Raw genomic sequence first — 16713 nt, forward strand, 5'->3', positions numbered from 1 at the left:
GGATGACGCTAGCGCTTATCCGACCTACGAATTCGATCAAACCGTTGGGAAAATAATCTCTAATGACTGACAAGCCTCTTCCCAGCCGCTGCGCTCAAAAATCCCTTGCTGCAAAAACGCTTCCAGTTGCGGCCATAACACAATCGCTTTATCAAGCTGCGGGTCGCTGCCTTTGGCATACGCCCCGACGCTGACTAAATCGCGGTTACGCTGGAAACTGGATAACAACTGTTTGAAATGGCGGACTCGCGCGTAATGCTGATCGGTAATCAATGACGTCATGGCGCGACTGATTGACGCTTCAATGTCGATTGCCGGGTAGTGGCCAGCTTCCGCCAGACGGCGTGATAAAACGATATGGCCATCAAGAATCGCACGCGCCGAGTCGGCAATCGGGTCTTGCTGATCGTCGCCTTCCGTCAGAACGGTATAAAACGCGGTAATCGAACCGCCGCCAGAAATGCCGTTACCCGCGCGCTCGACCAGCGCCGGAAGTTTGGCAAACACAGAAGGCGGATAACCTTTGGTTGCCGGAGGCTCACCAATAGCGAGAGCGATTTCGCGCTGCGCCATCGCGTAGCGGGTGAGGGAGTCCATAATCAGCAACACGTGCTGACCGCGATCGCGGAAATCTTCCGCAATACGGGTGGCGTAGGCTGCACCCTGCATCCGTAATAACGGTGAAACATCCGCAGGCGCGGCAATAACGACCGAGCGAGCACGGCCTTCAGGGCCAAGAATGTTCTCGATAAAATCTTTAACTTCGCGACCACGCTCGCCAATCAAGCCCACCACAATGACATCGGCCTGGGTATAGCGCGCCATCATGCCCAACAACACGCTTTTCCCGACGCCGGAACCGGCAAACAAACCCATACGTTGCCCACGCCCCACCGTCAGCAGCGCGTTGATCGGGCGCACGCCGACATCCAGAACATGTTCGATGGGGGTTCGTTGCAGCGGGTTGAATGGTGCCGCACCCAGCGCACCCATGGTGATGGTTTCGGGCGCGGGTAGGCTATCGAGCGGACGCCCGCTGCCGTCGAGCACGCGGCCCAGTAGGGCCGGGCCGAGGGGTAATTGTTTGCCGCTGTGTAAACCGCCCTCGCTGGTGGCGCGGGCATAAACGCGTGCGCCAGGTAAAATGCCTTCAACTTCTTCAAGCGGCATCAGGAACAATCTTTGGCCGTTAAAACCGACCACTTCACATTCGATATCACGGGAATGCTGCTCGATAATGCAGGTCGCGCCCAGCGGCAATTGCAGGCCAGTGGCTTCCAGCACCAGACCGGTCGCACGGGTCAATCGACCGTAGCGGCGCACCGTCGGTAACTGCGACATCTTCGCTTCGAAAGTGTCGAGAGAGGTGAGCCAGCGTGTTAACCGGGCAGTCATCACAATACTCCAGGGGCTGCGAGGCGGCAGAGTTCCTGCCAGCGTGTGGCAACACTGGCGTCGAGATCGCCTTCGTCGGCAGAGACTTTGCAGCCGCCCTGATGCAAACTCGGGTCACCGCGTAGTCGCCAGCCATGCAGGCTCAGTGTGGCGCCCAGCATCTCTTCCACGCGGCCTAAATCATCCGGATGAACCCGCAGTTGCGGTTTGCCGCTGAACAGGGGTTCTTGTTGTAGCAAGGTCTGAATCTGTTTAATCAACGCGTTGTTATCAATGCCTTTGGTTTCGCCAATCACCTGGCGTGCCGCTTCCAGCGCCATTTGCATCAAACGCGACGCGATCACGCTATCGAGGGCATCGAGCGTGTACTGGAATTCGCTAACCAGTTGCTGCATTCGCGCATGCACCGGGGCTTGTTGCTGTTTGGCCTCAGCAAGCCCTTGATCCAGACCTTGCTGCAAGCCGATTTTGCGGCCTTCTTCCACGCCAGCTTTTTGACCTTCGGCGTAACCCGCCTGATAACCTTGTTCATGAGCCTGCATTTGCATTTGCGCAAGCTGCTGCTGCAAGTCGGGTGCACTTTCCTGCGGATGTTCGCCTTCTTCTGGTTCAGCATCAGACGGAAACAGTGGCTCGAAGCTTTGCGAAGGCGGAGCCAGGTCGTCTGGCGTCCAGATTTTCCATGGCAGCCCGTCAGACATAGGTATCCTCGCTGGTGCCAATCACCATCTCGCCGGTTTCTGCCAGACGACGAACAATAAGCAGAATGGCTTTCTGTTCGTTTTCCACCTGAGACAAGCGAACCGGGCCACGGTTGGAAAGATCGTCGCGCAGAATATCTGCCGCACGTTGCGACATATTGCGCAGGAACTTCTCGCGCAGCGGTTGTTCGGCACCTTTGAGGGCGATAAGCAGCGACTCGGACTCCACTTCCTGAAGCAGGCGCTGGATGCTGCGGTCGTCGACTTCCACCAGGTTTTCGAACAGGAACATCTCGTCGATAATTTTCTGTGCCAGTTCGCCGTCGAAATCGCGCACTGCGGAGATAACCGCTTCTTCCTGCTGGGTTTTCATCAGGTTGATAATTTCGGCTGCGGTTCTTACGCCGCCCATTTTGCTGCGCTTGAGGTTCTGGCCGTCGAGCAAGTTGTTGAGCACTTCGGTCAATTCGGCCAACGCTGCCGGTTGAACACCGCCGAAGGTGGCGATACGCAGCATTACGTCGTGGCGCAAACGCTCATCGAACAGAGCCAGAATATCGGCCGCCTGGCCACGTTTGAGGTGTACCAAAATAGTGGCGATAATCTGCGGGTGCTCGTCGCGAATAAGGTCCGCAGCACTTTGCGGCTCCATAAAGTTGAGCGTTTCCATACCGGAGGTCGTTTCGCGAGTTTCCAGAATGTCTTCCAGCAAGCTCGATGCACGCTCTTCGCCCAGCGCTTTGATCAGCACCGAACGGAGGTAGTCGTTGGCGTTAATCGACAGCGCCGCAAACTGTTCAGCTTCTTGCTCGAATTCGGCCAACACTTCGGTTAACTGTTTATTGGAAATCTGGCGAATGCTGGCCATTGCCGCACTGAGATGCTGGACTTCACGCGGGCTCAGGTGCTTAAACACCTCTGCCGCACGGTCTTCACCAATGGTCATCAACAGAATTGCGCTTTTCTCTGTTCCGCTAATACTCATAGTTCGTTACTCATCCATTGGCGTATCACCAGCGCAACCACGCGCGGATCGTTATCAGACATCTCGCGAATGCGTTGGCTCATCACTTCAGCGCTAAGTTTTTGATTCATCTTACGTTGCTGCTGTTGCTCATCTTTTGTCAGGCGGACTGAAACAGCATCTTCTTCTTCAACTTGCTGGCGTTTGGCTTCCACTTGCGCCTGTTGCACTGCATCTTTGCGCTGGACGAGCGGACGAACCACTTTGCGCCACAGCAGCCAGGCGACAATCAGCACCACCAACCAACGGCCCGCAGACATCAACATTTCGAAGAAGGCTTGTTGCTTCCAGAATGGCAACTCGTTGCTGGTTTCTTCGGTTGCGCTAAACGGTGAATTCACCACGTTAAGTGTGTCGCCGCGCTTATCGGAGTAGCCCATCGCTTCACGCGTCAGGTTCTCAATTTGCTTCATCTGGTCAGCGGTCAATGGCAAGGGTTTGCCATCCGACAACTGGCGGTAATTCACCACCACTGCCACAGAAAGGCGTTGCACATCGCCAGTGTTCAGCTTGGTGTGGCGAATGGTGCGGTCCACTTCGTAGTTGGTGGTTTCATCACGCTGAGTGTTGCTCGAACCGGTTTGACCTGAAGTCGAAGTCGATTGGTTCTGCGGCTGCGCATTCGCCGCGTTATTTTGCGGTGGCGTAGAAATTGGTGCGTTATTTGGCGGAGCCGGTTGGTTGGACAGCGCACCCGGCACGCCGCCTGGGTTACGGCCATTCACTTGCTCGCTTTGGTTTAACTGACGTGAACGCACCGCGGACTGAGACGGGTCGCTGTTCGGGCGATACTGCTCTTCAGTCTGTTCTTTATTGGAGAAATCAATCTGCGCTGTGACCTGCGCGTGAACATTACCGCTGCCAACAATGGGCGCAAGAATAGTTTCAATGCGGCGCTGGAAGCGGTTTTCGACATCCATCGCATATTTAAGCTGCGCATCGTTCAGGTCGCGCCCGGCAGTATTGGACTGCGTGAGCAGATGACCGCCTTGATCCACGAGCGTGACATTGCCAGGCGGTAAACCGGCAACCGCGCTGGAAACCATATGCACGACCGCGCTGATTTGCCCTTCATCCAATGCGCGGCCAGGTTCGAGGCTCAGCGTGACGGAAGCGGATGGGGATTTTTGTTCGCGGACGAATAAAGAAGGTTTTGGCATCGCAAGATGCACTCGCGCCGTTTTAACCGGGCCGAGGGTTTCGATGGTGCGGGCCAGTTCACCTTCCAGCGCACGCTGATAGTTCACTTGCTCGCTAAACTGGCTGATGCCGAATTTTTCCTGGTCCAGCAATTCAAAGCCTACCGCTCCGCCTTTCGGCAACCCTTGCTGGGCGAGGCGCAGACGCAAGTCGTAGACTTTATCGGCGGGGACTTCAATCGCGCTGCCGTTATCCGAGAAGCGATAAGGCACGTTCATTTGAGTCAATTGCGTGACGATGGCACCACCGTCCTGATCCGCCAGATTGCTATAAAGCACTTTATAATCAGGCGCTTTTGCCCATAGTACGAGGGCCATAATAATGGCGATAGTCGCGGCACCCGCAACCATCAGTGGGATTTTAGGATTTGCGCGAATGCGGGTCAGCCACTCCTGGGTTTTGTTTTGTGGCGTTTGTGCCAGGCCAGCTGCGGTCATTGAGCACCTCGCGAGCGAGCGTAGACATCATTTTTAATATAAAGAGTGAACAAAACGAGCTCCCGGTTCGACAACCACAACAAAAGTTCCACATAGATGGCAACGTCATTATTTTCTTTTACAAAAATTTCGATGGCTGAATTAGCTCTATTTATTGACGCTATTTACCGCCTTTATCCTATTGACAAGGTGTTAATCTTGCCGCGTTAAAAATTACTGGGGCAGGGGAAATGGCAATTCAGGGTATCGAAGGCGTACTTCAGCAGTTGCAGGCCACTGCACTGTCGGCGGGGAATCCGGTTCAAAATTACGAGCCAAAAGTGAGCTTTGCCGGTGAATTACAGGCAGCGCTTGGCCGAATCAGCGAGACACAATCCGCTGCCCGTACCCAGGCTGAAAACTTTGCCATCGGCAAACCCGGCGTTGCGCTCAATGATGTGATGGTCGATCTGCAAAAATCTTCAGTTTCATTGCAGATGGGCATTCAGGTGCGTAATAAGCTGGTATCGGCGTATCAGGAAGTGATGAATATGCAGGTGTAAATTCCCTTCATACTTGAAGCTGCGTCTGCGTTGGCTGCGCTCGCGCACCCAAATCACTTACTTTAGTAAGCTCATTGGGATTTACTCTCTTGCCGCCTTGATGCAGCTCCAATTATTTTGGGAATTGTGGTGCTTATTTTCTGCAATAACTAAAATTTGAAATCGCCTCAAATAACAGCAAGCCACTGAAACACTGGCGGGCTAAGTGCTTTAATGCGAAAATTATTTTTTCTCCGCAGTCGGGATAGATGATGAAGAAGATTGCATTATTGACAGTGTTGCTGGCGTTAAGCGGCTGTGTGCAAGTTGATGATTACCGCGAAGTGGTGAAAACCCCAGCGCCTGCCGGGCTTGCGGGTTACTGGCAGTCCGAAGGGCCGCAAAGTGAGATGATAAGCCCTGAGGCGATAGCGACTCTGGTTGTCACCAAAGATGGCGACACGCTGGATTGCCGCCAGTGGCAGCGAGTTATCGCTTTGCCGGGCAAACTGACTCAACGTTCAGACGATTTTTATAACGTGACGAATAAACGCGAAGTTTATAGCGTCGAGCGTGAAGGCGACACGTTGGAATATGCGGGCATGACGCTGAAACGTGTTGATCGCCCAACGCAAGAATGCGCCGATTTTTTGCAGAAAAACCCGCTGGTGAGCAAATTACCGTAAGCGATAAATTCCCTCTCCGTGAGTCGGAGAGGGGTTAATCGGCAACGCTACAACACCTCTTCAATCACCCAAACACTCACACTGCCGCCGTTACAGGCAAACGTTGCGCTGCCGTTTTCATCGGTAGTGACGGTTTCTTCGCGGTTGCCTAAATAATCCCGCCAGTTTTTGCCGCCGTAGTTATCACCAAGGGTAATGACTTTTTCGCCATCGTCCCCATTCGATAACACCACCACGCAACGCGGATACTCTTCCGTGCCGCTGCGGCTGAAAGCGATGCAATTGGGGTGGTCAAAATAGAGCGTTTGCACGCCGTGAGCGAAAAGTTCACGGGCATGAATCAGGTCGTCGAGCTGTTCGATAACCGGCATGTCGATGTGATAGGTTTCACCATCGCCGCCTTCATCGTCGTAACTCGCGCCAAACAAGTCCGGGTAAAATACGCTGGGTACACCGTTTTCACGTAATAAAATCAGCGCATAAGCCAGCGGTTTGAACCAGGGTTCAACGGGAGCTTCGAGGGCTTGCAGCGGTTGCGTGTCGTGGTTGGCGACCAGCGTCACCGCGTGGAACGGGTCGGCTTCGACCAGCGTTCCGGTGAAGATTTGGCTCATGTCGTATTCGCGGCCTTCTTTGGAAGCCTGGTGGAATTTCATTTGCAGCGGGGCATCAAACAGCATCGTTTGGCCGTCGACCTGAGCGATGTATTCCTGAAGTTTATCCACCTCGTGCGACCAGTATTCAGCCACGATAAACAGCGGTTGTTCAGCCACTTCCTGAACATGCTCAATCCACTCTTTGTAGAACCAGGCCGGAATGTGTTTGACCGCATCCAGGCGGAAGCCATTACAGCCCGTTTCTTCCATCACCCAGCGCGCCCAGTATTTTAGCTCTTCCGTCACGGCGTGGTTGCGGAAGTCGATATTCTCGCCCATCAAATAGTCGAAATTACCCAGTTCGTCATCCACCTGGTCATTCCAGCCGTCGCCAGTGTAGTCATTAATGATTTTGAAAATGCCGTCTTCGTGAGGGTTTTCGATATGGTCAACGCCGCTAAAGCATTTGTAATCCCAGATAAATTGCGAATACTTCCCGGCGCGAACGGGGAAGGTGTAGCGCGTCCAGGCTTCGCATTCGATAACCTCGTCGTCAATTTCATTACGGTTTTCTTCATTGACGCGGTTAACGCGAACCTGCTCTTTTTCGTCGGCCCCCATTTTGTGGTTCAGCACCACATCAAGTACCACGGCGATGTCATTTTCTTTTAAGGCTTTTATCGCGGTCTGCAATTGCGCTTTGTCGCCGTATTTGGTGGCAACCGATCCTTTTTGGTCAAACTCACCCAGGTCAAATAAATCGTAAACATCGTAGCCGACCGAGTAGCCGCCAGAGCTACCTTTATAGGCGGGTGGGAGCCAGACCATATTGACGCCGATGTCGTTGAGCGTTGCTGCACGTTCGGCAACTTCCGCCCACAGCTTGCCGCCACCGGGGTAATACCAATGGAAAAATTGCAAAAGGGTTGGGTTTTTCATCGAGTCCACGCTCCAGGAGTCATTTAGCTGACTTCTGGAGTATGGAAGATTTTAAGCGGGACGCGGAATTACTTACTGAAGGCTTTGCGGTATGAAGCAAAATTATTGTGGTGCATCCGGCACCAGCAACTGGCCAGATAAATGTCCGTAAGTGTGATTCAGCGTTTGCTGGCGCGATGACTGGCCGATAAGCGAGCTCAGTTCGTCCAGACGCTGCTGTAAAAGGTTTTTTAGCGCCTGCTCATTTGCCAGAATTTGCTCGAGGTTCTGCTGCAACATATCCTGCACGCTTTTCGCCGTCCCCGGAGGGATTGGGTTGGCGTTGAGTATTTCGATACCTTGCAGGTAAGCCATCTCTTGTTGCAGCAATAAATCCCACTCGCCCCGTTCAGCCAGGTCCAGCATGGATTTACTGAGTAGAACGACGTTCTGCCAACGACTGATTAACTCTACATACGGCGACATTAGGCAGGCTCCCGCGCAGCGTTCAGTGGTGAAATCTGTTTCCAGGCATCGGCAATGTTAGTGAGCAGCCCTTCAACTTCTTCTATTAATTCAACGTTGTTTCGCAGATTAGCCAGCATCAGTTGGCGAATCATATAGTCATACAGAGACGATAAATTCTCTGCGATTTCGCCACCTTGTTCGTTATCCAGACCCGCTTTCAGGCCGTTATCGATAATGTTGATAGCCTTGCTCAGTGCTTCCCCTTTCGCGGCCAGCTCTCCTTGCTGCATAAACAAGCGAGCTCTGACCAGGGCGCTTAATGCTCCATCAAAAAGCAAAACAATCAGTTGATGAGGACTCGCGCTCATCACGGCGCTTTCCACACCAATCTGAGCATATGCTTGTGTACCCCGCGCGCTGTACATAATTACCCCTTGTTATCAGGAACTGCTGGATGAGAATTGTTGAGTCAGATAATTGCTGGTGTTGTTCAGCTTGCTCATCATGGTATCGAGCTGCGTAAACTGAGCTTTATATCGGGCGATGGTGTCGTCGATGCTGGAGCTGGTTGCCAGGTACTGTTTCGTCAGGCTTTTTAACGTGGCATTTATGCTGTCGGTAGCGCTGTCGATAATACCGTCGTCCTTGAGATAATCTTTTACCAGGTTCGCAGTGGTCGTGGTGATACCGGTGGTTTTACCGTCGCCGACCAGTAATTTTTGCGTATCAACTGAGTTAGTGGTTAATGCTGTTTTCAGCTTATCGTCGTCAATTTTCAGCTTGCCGGTCGTTGGGTCCTGGGCAATGCCAATTTGAGATAGGGTGCTGAATTTTGAACCGGTGTCGCCCGTCGTAAACTGGCCACGAATACCGGTCTGAATGGTGCGCACTACGCTGTCACCCAGCAAGACACCGTTGCCAGCACTTTGGTCGGCACCCGCATCTACCGCACTGTATTTCGTCAGGGAGCTGAAGGTGTCCAGCATTGAGTTGTAGGCATCAACCCAGGCTTTGATGGCGGCGGTAGCTTTATCATTGCTTTTGGTCACCGTAACGGTGGCGTTGGTGACTTCTTTATTCAGGGTTAAGGTGACACCTTCTGGCGTGTCTTTAACAGTATTACTTCCGCTCTCAACTTCGATATTGTTGATAGTTAGCAGGGCATTTTGTGGAGCAATAGTTTGCGTTAAATTGCCCGTTTTAGTTTTTGAATCATATCCGAGCAGATCGTTGAGTTCGTTGTCACCAGTGAGGCTTATCGTCATCGCGTTATCTACACCGGTTTCAGCCGATGAAATAACTAACTGGAATTCACCACTTTTATTCTTAATGACGCTGGCAGAAACACCACTATCAGCGGCGTTAATCGCATCACGAATACCATTCAGTGAGGTTTGGTCGTCGGTGAGTTTGATTTCCAACGGTTCTTTACGACCCGGCTGGTTAATCACCAGCGTGCGGTCGGTCGATGCAACCGAGCTTTGCTTGTCGGTAGCGCTGGAGATTCCGCCTGTTGCCAGTGACTGTGCCTGGGCAAGCTGAGTCACGCTGATGGTGTATTTACCCGCTGCGGCTCCCGCACCGGTACTAACAATTAAATCAGTGCTCGTGCTAGTCGCTGTGCTGCTTTTAAAAAGGGTGGCGTCATTAAGTGTGGTATTCGCCGTCTGGAATTTTTCAATCGCACTTTTGAGCGTGCCATAAGCCGTTAGTTTTGAGCTGTAGCTGGACTGCTGAGCCGTAATCGGTGTCAGTCGACCTTTTTCCGCCGTGCTGAGGTTAGCCAATAAAGTATCCAACGGCAGGTTGGAGCCGACCCCTAATGAAGAAACGCTAGCCATTATTATTCCCTTTTCATTACTAACAATTATTCACAGTGGTATCGGCAATGAGAGCGCAAAGTTTAATGATATTTGCACTTATTTAATGGCGGGAATAATGAAGGCGTTGCGGGTTATTTCTGCGGCTAGAGAAAAAGTGAAATTATTCTAAAGTTCGAATTTTACATGCCGATACAAGGGTTACGGTGCAAAACCGTGGGCAACAGCCCAACCCCATAATGTGAATTGATAAGGATAAAATCATGGCACAAGTTATCAACACTAACAGCCTGTCGCTGTTGACCCAAAACAACCTGAACAAATCTCAGTCTTCTCTGGGCACTGCTATTGAGCGTCTGTCTTCCGGTTTGCGTATTAACAGCGCCAAAGACGATGCAGCGGGCCAGGCAATTGCTAACCGCTTCACTGCAAACATCAAAGGCCTGACTCAGGCTTCTCGTAACGCCAACGACGGTATCTCCATCGCGCAGACTACTGAAGGCGCATTGTCTGAAATCAACAACAACTTGCAGCGTGTGCGTGAGCTGTCTGTTCAGGCAACTAACGGGACTAACTCCACGTCTGACCTGGACTCAATCCAGAATGAAATCACCCAACGTTTGGGCGAGATTGACCGCGTTTCCGGTCAGACTCAGTTCAACGGTGTGAAAGTTCTAGCTGGTGACAGCTCTATGAAAATTCAGGTTGGCGCAAACGACGGCGAAACTATCACTATCGACCTGAAAGAAATCACTTCCAGCACACTGGGCCTGAATGGCTTTAACGTGAATGGTAAGGGTGGTGTTGCTAACACAGTTGCTACTGATAAAGATCTGAAAGCAGCTGGGTTTACATATACTGATGCAACAAAAAAATGGGATGGGAAAGCTGACTTTGCGGATGCAAAATCAGCCGATGTTCTAAAATCACTAGCAAATAACGAAACGGTTATAGCAACAGGTGTTGATAACGGCTTATCAACTGCTGCTGCTAATACAACGTATAAATTCGACAAAGCATCAGGTTCATATTCTTTTGATGCTTCAGGTGTTGATGCTACTAAACTCCAAAATTATTTGACTCCGAATTATGGAGATGTGGCCCAAGCAACCGTCAAAATTGGCACAACAACACAAGATGTTTTGATTGCTAAAGATGGTTCGTTAACAGCAGCAGATGATGGCAGTGTTTTATTCATTGACGGCAGCGGTAACCTGACAAAAACTAGCGCGCCAGGCACCACTACTCCAGCCAGCTTAGAAAATTTGGCAGTTAACCGTTCTGATGCAACTACAGCAGTAGAATCAACTGTTACTATTAAAGGAACAAATACTTCAATCAAGTTCTTAGGTAGTGATGATGACGGCGCTACTGCTGGAACTATCGATGTAACTGGAGCTAAAGTAGCTTCTTCTGACGCACTGGCTAATGTAGTTAAAACTACAGGATATGTTACTAGCAATGGCTACAGTGTATCTAACACTGGAGCTGTTAATCGAGGTGCGGCCCCAGTATATGTTGGAGATAACGGTTTAACGACTAATAAGGATGTTTCATTCACAGTTCAAGACGACGGGCGCATCACTGACGCAACTGGTAAAGCTGCATACGTTACCGCTGACGGAAAAATAACCACCAAAGATACAACCGCAACTGACAAAACTACAGATCCACTTAAGCAACTTGACGATGCCCTGGCTAAAGTCGACGCCCTGCGTTCAGACCTCGGTGCGGTACAGAACCGTTTCGATTCTACCATCACCAACCTGGGCAACACCCTGGGCAACCTGACCTCTGCTCGTAGCCGTATCGAAGATGCTGACTACGCGACTGAAGTTTCCAACATGTCTAAAGCACAGATCCTGCAGCAGGCGGGTACTTCTGTTCTGGCACAGGCTAACCAGGTTCCGCAGGGCGTGCTGTCTCTGCTGCGTTAATTCGCAAATTCCTGACCCAACCCCGCGCTTGCGGGGTTTTTTCTTATCCATTGTTACCCATAACCCCTAAATAACCCCTCATTTCACCCACTATTCTTGCGATTAAAAACCCTCCAGAAACGGATAATCATGCCGATAACTCAACTAACGCAGGGCTGTTTATCGTGAATTCACTGTATACCGCTGAAGGTGTGATGGATAAACACTCGCTGTGGCAGCGTTATGTACCATTGGTGCGTCACGAAGCATTGCGCCTGCAGGTACGCCTGCCCGCGAGTGTGGAGCTTGACGACCTGCTACAGGCGGGCGGCATCGGGTTGTTAAACGCAGTGGACCGTTATGATGCCCTGCAAGGAACGGCATTTACTACCTACGCGGTGCAGCGCATCCGTGGGGCGATGCTTGATGAGTTGCGCAGCCGTGACTGGGTGCCCCGCAGCGTCAGGCGTAACGCCCGCGGCGTTGCGCAGGCAATTGGTCAACTGGAGCAAGAGCTGGGCCGTAATGCGACTGAAACAGAAGTGGCAGACCGGCTGGATATCCCGCTCAACGAATACCGTCAGATGTTGCTCGACACCAACAACAGCCAACTCTTCTCCTATGACGAGTGGCGTGAAGAGCATGGCGATAGTATCGAACTGATTACTGAAGAGCATCAGCAGGCGAACCCGCTGCAACAATTGTTGGAGGGGAATTTACGCCAACGCGTGATGGACGCCATTGAGGCGCTGCCCGATCGTGAAAAAATGGTGCTGACCCTTTACTACCAGGAAGAGCTGAATCTCAAAGAGATCGGCGCGGTGCTGGAAGTGGGGGAGTCGCGCGTCAGTCAGTTGCACAGCCAGGCGATTAAACGCTTACGCACTAAGCTCGGAAAGCTGTAGGGAGTGCCGCATATTATAAGACGACCGGGATCACATCATGACGGTGCAGCAATTAAAAAAACGGCCATTAAGCCGCTTCTTGAAAGACTTTAAACACACGCAAACACATTGTGCGCAGTGCGCAAAATTGCTCGACCGCATCACGCTTACGCGCCGTGGTGAAATTGTCAGCAAAACGGCAATCGCACAACTCGATACCCTAATTGATGAAAATGGCTGGCAGGTTGAGCGTCAGTCATGGGCGGCGTTGTGCCGTTTTTGTGGTGATTTGTACTGCAAAGAGCAGCAGCACTATTTCGATATCATCGGTTTTAAAGAATATCTTTTTGACCAGACTGAGATGAGCCACGGCACCATTCGCGAATATGTGGTGCGGCTGCGCCGTCTCGGAAATCATCTGGCCTCGCAGAATATTCCCGCTCCTTCCTCCGCTAAAGGTTATTTCGACGACTCGCTTGAACCGTGGTTGCCGACAACCAGCACCAATAACTACCGCATTGCGCTGCGCAAGTACGGGCAGTTTCAAACCCTGAACCAAAATACCCGTGCCCAATACCAGGAAAATAAATCAACTTCTGATATATATTAAAATGGCATAAGTTGTAGCGTAGTGTTTTTGATTGATTATATTAAGTCGCTACAATACAACCAAATTATCAATCTTCGGGGTGACTATGAAATTTGCAATGGTAGGGCGTCAGGCGCTGATGGGCGTACTGGCAGTGGCAATGGTCGCGGGTGCGAGCGTAAAAACTTTTGCGGCAGAAAATTTACTTAATAAAGTGAAAGAGCGCGGCACGCTGTTGGTTGGGCTGGAAGGAACTTATCCTCCGTTTAGCTTCCAGGGTGACGATGGCAAGCTGACCGGCTTTGAAGTGGAGTTTGCCGAGCAACTGGCACAACACCTGGGCGTGAAAGCCGCGCTCAAACCGACCAAATGGGACGGTATGCTGGCTTCGCTGGACTCCAAACGCATCGACGTGGTGATTAACCAGGTCACCATTTCTGACGAACGTAAGAAAAAATATGATTTCTCCACGCCGTACACCGTTTCCGGTATTCAGGCGCTGGTGAAAAAGGGCAATGAAGGCAGCATTACCGGGCCGGATTCGCTGAAAGGCAAAAAAGTCGGCGTGGGCCTTGGGACTAACTACGAAGAGTGGTTGCGTGCCAATGTGCAGGGCGTTGATATCCGCACTTATGATGATGACCCGACTAAATATCAGGATCTGCGCGTAGGCCGTATCGATGCCATTCTGGTTGACCGCTTGGCAGCGCTGGATCTGGTGAAGAAAACCAAAGACACCCTGGCCGTAGCGGGTAATGCGTTCTCGCGTCAGGAAGCCGGTGTCGCCGTGCGTAAAGGCAACGAAGACCTGGTTGAAGCGATTAACAAAGGTATCGCCGAGATGCAGAAAGACGGCTCTTTAGCCAAACTTTCTGAGAAGTGGTTTGGCGCTGACGTCACCAAATAATTTCTCAAAACCTGAAAAAAGGTGCTGATTTCAGCACCTTTTTTATTTGTATTTGCGGGCATTTTGCCCGGCTGGTGCATAATGAATAAATCTGGATTTTATTCAAAGTGTAATGGAGTTGCTCATGTCACTGCACAATCTGACGCGCTTTCCGCGTCTGGAATTTATCGGCGCACCGACGCCTCTCGAATATCTGCCGCGTTTTTCCGATTACCTCGGGCGAGAAATTTATATTAAACGTGACGACACCACGCCAATGGCTATGGGCGGTAATAAGCTGCGTAAGCTTGAGTTCCTGGCGGCTGACGCGTTGCGCGAAGGTGCGGATACCCTGGTTACGGCTGGAGCTATTCAGTCGAACCACGTTCGCCAGACTGCGGCCGTTGCCGCAAAACTCGGCCTGAAATGTGTCGCTTTGCTGGAAAACCCGATTGGTACCCAGGCTGAAAACTACCTTACTAACGGCAACCGTTTGATGCTCGATTTGTTTGATGCCGAAATCGAAATGTGTGATGCGCTGCATTCGCCGGATAGCCAACTGGAAGAGATCGCTGTGCGCCTTGAAGCGCAGGGGTTTCGCCCGTATGTGATTCCGGTAGGCGGTTCTAACGCCCTGGGTGCTTTGGGTTATGTGGAAAGCGCGCTGGAAATCGCGCAGCAGTGTGAAGGTGCGGTGAATGTGTCGTCTGTTGTGGTCGCATCAGGTAGCGCGGGTACGCATGCCGGGTTGGCTGTAGGGCTTGAGCAAGTGATGCCTGATGTTGATTTAATCGGCGTTACCGTTTCACGCTCTATCGCCCAACAGTTGCCGAAAGTGGAAGTGTTACAGCATGCCGTTGCGCAGTCTCTGAGTGTCAGCGCAAATAATCCGATCGTGCTTTGGGATGACTATTTCGCCCCGGGTTACGGCACGCCTAACGAAGAAGGACTTGAGGCCATCAAATTACTGGCTCGTCTGGAAGGGATTTTGCTCGACCCGGTCTATACCGGCAAAGCCATGGCGGGTTTAATTGATGGTGTGGCGCGAGAGCGTTTTAAAGACGACGGTCCAATCATCTTTATTCATACCGGTGGGGCACCCGCGTTGTTCGCCTACCACCCGCACGTCTAAGTCATAAGAAAACAGGGTATCTATGCAAGAAAGTATTCAACTGGTGCTGGACTCAGCGCCATTCCTGCTCAAAGGTGCGGTGTTTACGCTGCAACTGAGCATCGGCGGCATGTTCTTTGGGCTGATTCTCGGCTTTTTACTGGCGCTGATGCGTCTGTCGCCATTCTGGCCGTTTTCGTGGTTATCACGTTTTTACGTGTCGATCTTCCGCGGTACGCCATTAATCGCCCAGCTGTTTATGATTTATTACGGTCTGCCGCAGTTTGGTATCGAACTGGATCCCATCCCGGCAGCCATGATTGGTTTGTCTCTGAATACGGCGGCTTATGCTTCTGAAACCTTGCGTGCGGCGATTTCGTCAATCGAGAAAGGGCAGTGGGAAGCGGCGGCGAGTATCGGGATGACGCCCTGGCAAACGCTGCGCCGGGCAATTTTACCGCAGGCGGCGCGGGTGGCATTGCCTCCGCTGAGTAATAGCTTTATTAGCCTGGTGAAAGATACTTCGCTGGCAGCGACCATTCAGGTTCCTGAACTGTTCCGCCAGGCGCAGCTGATCACTTCGCGTACGCTTGAGGTATTTACCATGTATCTCGCGGCTTCATTGATTTACTGGGTGATGGCAACGGTGCTTTCCACGTTGCAAAACTACTTTGAAAATCAACTTAATCGCCAGGACAGGGATCCAAAATGAGCGCCATCGACGTAAAACAACTGGTCAAAAAATTCCATGGGCAGACGGTGCTGCACGGGATCGATCTGGAAGTAAAAGCCGGGGAAGTGGTGGCGATTATCGGGCCGAGCGGTTCGGGTAAAACCACACTACTGCGCTGTATTAATTTGCTGGAACAGCCGGAGTCCGGAACCATTAAAGTCGGCGAGATTACGATTGATGCCGCACAATCGCTTAGTAAACAGAAAAATCGCGTGCGCGAATTACGCCAGCACGTCGGTTTCGTGTTCCAGAGTTTTAATCTTTTCCCTCATCGGACGGTGATTGAAAATATCATTGAAGGGCCGGTGATTGTAAAAGGTGAGCCGAAAGAAGAGGCGATTGCGCGAGCGCGCGAATTGTTGGCAAAAGTCGGGTTGAGCGGTAAAGAAACCAGCTACCCTCGTCGCTTGTCTGGCGGTCAACAGCAGCGCGTGGCGATTGCTCGTGCGCTGGCGATGCGTCCGGAAGTGATTCTGTTTGATGAACCGACTTCTGCGCTTGATCCGGAGCTGGTGGGCGAAGTGTTAAGCACCATTCGCCAGTTGGCCGAAGAAAAACGCACGATGGTGATTGTGACCCACGAAATGAGCTTTGCGCGTGATGTGGCAGACCGCGCAATTTTTATGGATCAAGGGCGCATCGTTGAGCAGGGTCCAGCCCGCGAACTGTTTGCTAATCCTAAACAGCCGCGTACTCAGCAATTTCTCGAAAAATTCCTCACGCAGTAATCTTGTTGGCCCTGTTCGGGGCCAACATTAAAATACATTAATAATTTTGATAAATGTGATAGCGTTAAACATAACTTTCGAGAATGATTTAAGTGTCAGG

17 protein-coding genes are annotated in these 16713 nt (G+C 51.6%); 9 read left to right on the forward strand and 8 right to left on the reverse strand.

Annotation, left to right across the window (positions count from 1 at the left end; all coding sequences use genetic code 11):
- Positions 1-36 precede the first annotated feature (36 nt).
- Genes fliI through fliF form a run of 4 tightly spaced genes read right to left on the reverse strand, consistent with a single transcriptional unit; the run spans position 37 to position 4757 of the window.
- Positions 37-1395: a flagellar protein export ATPase FliI gene (gene fliI / locus M2371_RS02995; RefSeq protein ID WP_034496345.1), complete on the reverse strand. Its 1359-nt coding sequence runs from the start codon at positions 1393-1395 to the stop codon at positions 37-39.
- Positions 1395-2096, reverse strand: coding sequence for a flagellar assembly protein FliH (fliH, locus tag M2371_RS03000; protein ID WP_172893807.1), 702 nt, complete (start codon positions 2094-2096; stop codon positions 1395-1397). The genes fliI and fliH overlap by 1 nt, the downstream gene beginning before the upstream one ends.
- Positions 2089-3081 carry a flagellar motor switch protein FliG gene (fliG, locus tag M2371_RS03005; protein WP_172893808.1) on the reverse strand — a complete coding sequence of 331 codons (993 nt, stop codon included), beginning with the start codon at positions 3079-3081 and terminating at the stop codon, positions 2089-2091. The genes fliH and fliG overlap by 8 nt, the downstream gene beginning before the upstream one ends.
- A complete protein-coding gene (gene fliF, locus M2371_RS03010; RefSeq protein ID WP_172893809.1) occupies positions 3078-4757 on the reverse strand; it encodes a flagellar basal-body MS-ring/collar protein FliF in 1680 nt (559 codons plus the stop codon). The genes fliG and fliF overlap by 4 nt, the downstream gene beginning before the upstream one ends.
- A gap of 230 nt (positions 4758-4987) precedes the next feature.
- On the opposite strand from fliF, the gene fliE reads away from it, so the two are divergent.
- Entirely contained in the window at positions 4988-5299 is a 312-nt protein-coding gene (fliE, locus tag M2371_RS03015) for a flagellar hook-basal body complex protein FliE (protein WP_172893810.1), read from the forward strand.
- A 251-nt stretch (positions 5300-5550) separates the two neighbouring features.
- The gene (gene yedD, locus M2371_RS03020; protein WP_259266853.1) at positions 5551-5964 is read left to right on the forward strand and encodes a lipoprotein YedD; all 414 of its coding nucleotides are present in this window, start codon (positions 5551-5553) and stop codon (positions 5962-5964) included.
- Between the two features lie 47 nt (positions 5965-6011).
- Here the strand turns inward: yedD and amyA are convergent, their stop codons facing one another.
- The 4 genes from amyA to fliD all read right to left on the reverse strand — a co-directional run bounded on the left by amyA (position 6012) and on the right by fliD (position 9787).
- Positions 6012-7499, reverse strand: coding sequence for an alpha-amylase (amyA, locus tag M2371_RS03025; protein ID WP_259266854.1), 1488 nt, complete (start codon positions 7497-7499; stop codon positions 6012-6014).
- Positions 7500-7601: 102 nt separating this feature from the next.
- A complete protein-coding gene (fliT, locus tag M2371_RS03030) occupies positions 7602-7964 on the reverse strand; it encodes a flagella biosynthesis regulatory protein FliT (protein WP_172893813.1) in 363 nt (120 codons plus the stop codon).
- Positions 7964-8371: a flagellar export chaperone FliS gene (fliS, locus tag M2371_RS03035; RefSeq protein ID WP_120064550.1), complete on the reverse strand. Its 408-nt coding sequence runs from the start codon at positions 8369-8371 to the stop codon at positions 7964-7966. The genes fliT and fliS overlap by 1 nt, the downstream gene beginning before the upstream one ends.
- 15 nt (positions 8372-8386) lie before the next feature.
- Positions 8387-9787 (reverse strand): flagellar filament capping protein FliD, encoded by a 1401-nt coding sequence (gene fliD / locus M2371_RS03040; RefSeq protein WP_172893814.1) that lies wholly within the window; start codon positions 9785-9787, stop codon positions 8387-8389.
- 242 nt (positions 9788-10029) lie between these two features.
- On the opposite strand from fliD, the gene M2371_RS03045 reads away from it, so the two are divergent.
- From M2371_RS03045 to tcyN, 7 genes are all read left to right on the forward strand, one after another.
- On the forward strand, positions 10030-11703 hold the full coding sequence (locus M2371_RS03045) for a FliC/FljB family flagellin (protein ID WP_259266855.1): 1674 nt from the start codon (positions 10030-10032) through the stop codon (positions 11701-11703).
- Between the two features lie 164 nt (positions 11704-11867).
- On the forward strand, positions 11868-12587 hold the full coding sequence (locus M2371_RS03050; RefSeq protein ID WP_259266856.1) for an RNA polymerase sigma factor FliA: 720 nt from the start codon (positions 11868-11870) through the stop codon (positions 12585-12587).
- Positions 12588-12624: 37 nt separating this feature from the next.
- The gene (gene fliZ, locus M2371_RS03055; protein WP_259266857.1) at positions 12625-13176 is read left to right on the forward strand and encodes a flagella biosynthesis regulatory protein FliZ; all 552 of its coding nucleotides are present in this window, start codon (positions 12625-12627) and stop codon (positions 13174-13176) included.
- A gap of 85 nt (positions 13177-13261) precedes the next feature.
- A complete protein-coding gene (gene tcyJ / locus M2371_RS03060) occupies positions 13262-14062 on the forward strand; it encodes a cystine ABC transporter substrate-binding protein (protein WP_172893817.1) in 801 nt (266 codons plus the stop codon).
- 124 nt (positions 14063-14186) lie between these two features.
- A complete protein-coding gene (dcyD, locus tag M2371_RS03065; RefSeq protein ID WP_259266858.1) occupies positions 14187-15173 on the forward strand; it encodes a D-cysteine desulfhydrase in 987 nt (328 codons plus the stop codon).
- A gap of 22 nt (positions 15174-15195) precedes the next feature.
- A complete protein-coding gene (tcyL, locus tag M2371_RS03070; RefSeq protein ID WP_034496204.1) occupies positions 15196-15864 on the forward strand; it encodes a cystine ABC transporter permease in 669 nt (222 codons plus the stop codon).
- Positions 15861-16613, forward strand: coding sequence for an L-cystine ABC transporter ATP-binding protein TcyN (gene tcyN / locus M2371_RS03075; RefSeq protein WP_034496202.1), 753 nt, complete (start codon positions 15861-15863; stop codon positions 16611-16613). The genes tcyL and tcyN overlap by 4 nt, the downstream gene beginning before the upstream one ends.
- Positions 16614-16713 lie beyond the last annotated feature (100 nt).

Source organism: Buttiauxella sp. BIGb0471 (assembly GCF_024807715.1).
GTDB classification, from domain to species: Bacteria; Pseudomonadota; Gammaproteobacteria; order Enterobacterales; family Enterobacteriaceae; genus Buttiauxella; species Buttiauxella agrestis.

Coding starts and splice junctions, on each gene's coding strand:
- fliI (WP_034496345.1), bottom strand. CDS start 1,395: ATGACTGCCCGGTTAACACGCTGGCTCACCTCTCTCGACACTTTCGAA.
- fliH (WP_172893807.1), bottom strand. CDS start 2,096: ATGTCTGACGGGCTGCCATGGAAAATCTGGACGCCAGACGACCTGGCT.
- fliG (WP_172893808.1), bottom strand. CDS start 3,081: ATGAGTATTAGCGGAACAGAGAAAAGCGCAATTCTGTTGATGACCATT.
- fliF (WP_172893809.1), bottom strand. CDS start 4,757: ATGACCGCAGCTGGCCTGGCACAAACGCCACAAAACAAAACCCAGGAG.
- fliE (WP_172893810.1), top strand. CDS start 4,988: ATGGCAATTCAGGGTATCGAAGGCGTACTTCAGCAGTTGCAGGCCACT.
- yedD (WP_259266853.1), top strand. CDS start 5,551: ATGAAGAAGATTGCATTATTGACAGTGTTGCTGGCGTTAAGCGGCTGT.
- amyA (WP_259266854.1), bottom strand. CDS start 7,499: ATGAAAAACCCAACCCTTTTGCAATTTTTCCATTGGTATTACCCCGGT.
- fliT (WP_172893813.1), bottom strand. CDS start 7,964: ATGTCGCCGTATGTAGAGTTAATCAGTCGTTGGCAGAACGTCGTTCTA.
- fliS (WP_120064550.1), bottom strand. CDS start 8,371: ATGTACAGCGCGCGGGGTACACAAGCATATGCTCAGATTGGTGTGGAA.
- fliD (WP_172893814.1), bottom strand. CDS start 9,787: ATGGCTAGCGTTTCTTCATTAGGGGTCGGCTCCAACCTGCCGTTGGAT.
- M2371_RS03045 (WP_259266855.1), top strand. CDS start 10,030: ATGGCACAAGTTATCAACACTAACAGCCTGTCGCTGTTGACCCAAAAC.
- fliZ (WP_259266857.1), top strand. CDS start 12,625: ATGACGGTGCAGCAATTAAAAAAACGGCCATTAAGCCGCTTCTTGAAA.
- tcyJ (WP_172893817.1), top strand. CDS start 13,262: ATGAAATTTGCAATGGTAGGGCGTCAGGCGCTGATGGGCGTACTGGCA.
- dcyD (WP_259266858.1), top strand. CDS start 14,187: ATGTCACTGCACAATCTGACGCGCTTTCCGCGTCTGGAATTTATCGGC.
- tcyL (WP_034496204.1), top strand. CDS start 15,196: ATGCAAGAAAGTATTCAACTGGTGCTGGACTCAGCGCCATTCCTGCTC.
- tcyN (WP_034496202.1), top strand. CDS start 15,861: ATGAGCGCCATCGACGTAAAACAACTGGTCAAAAAATTCCATGGGCAG.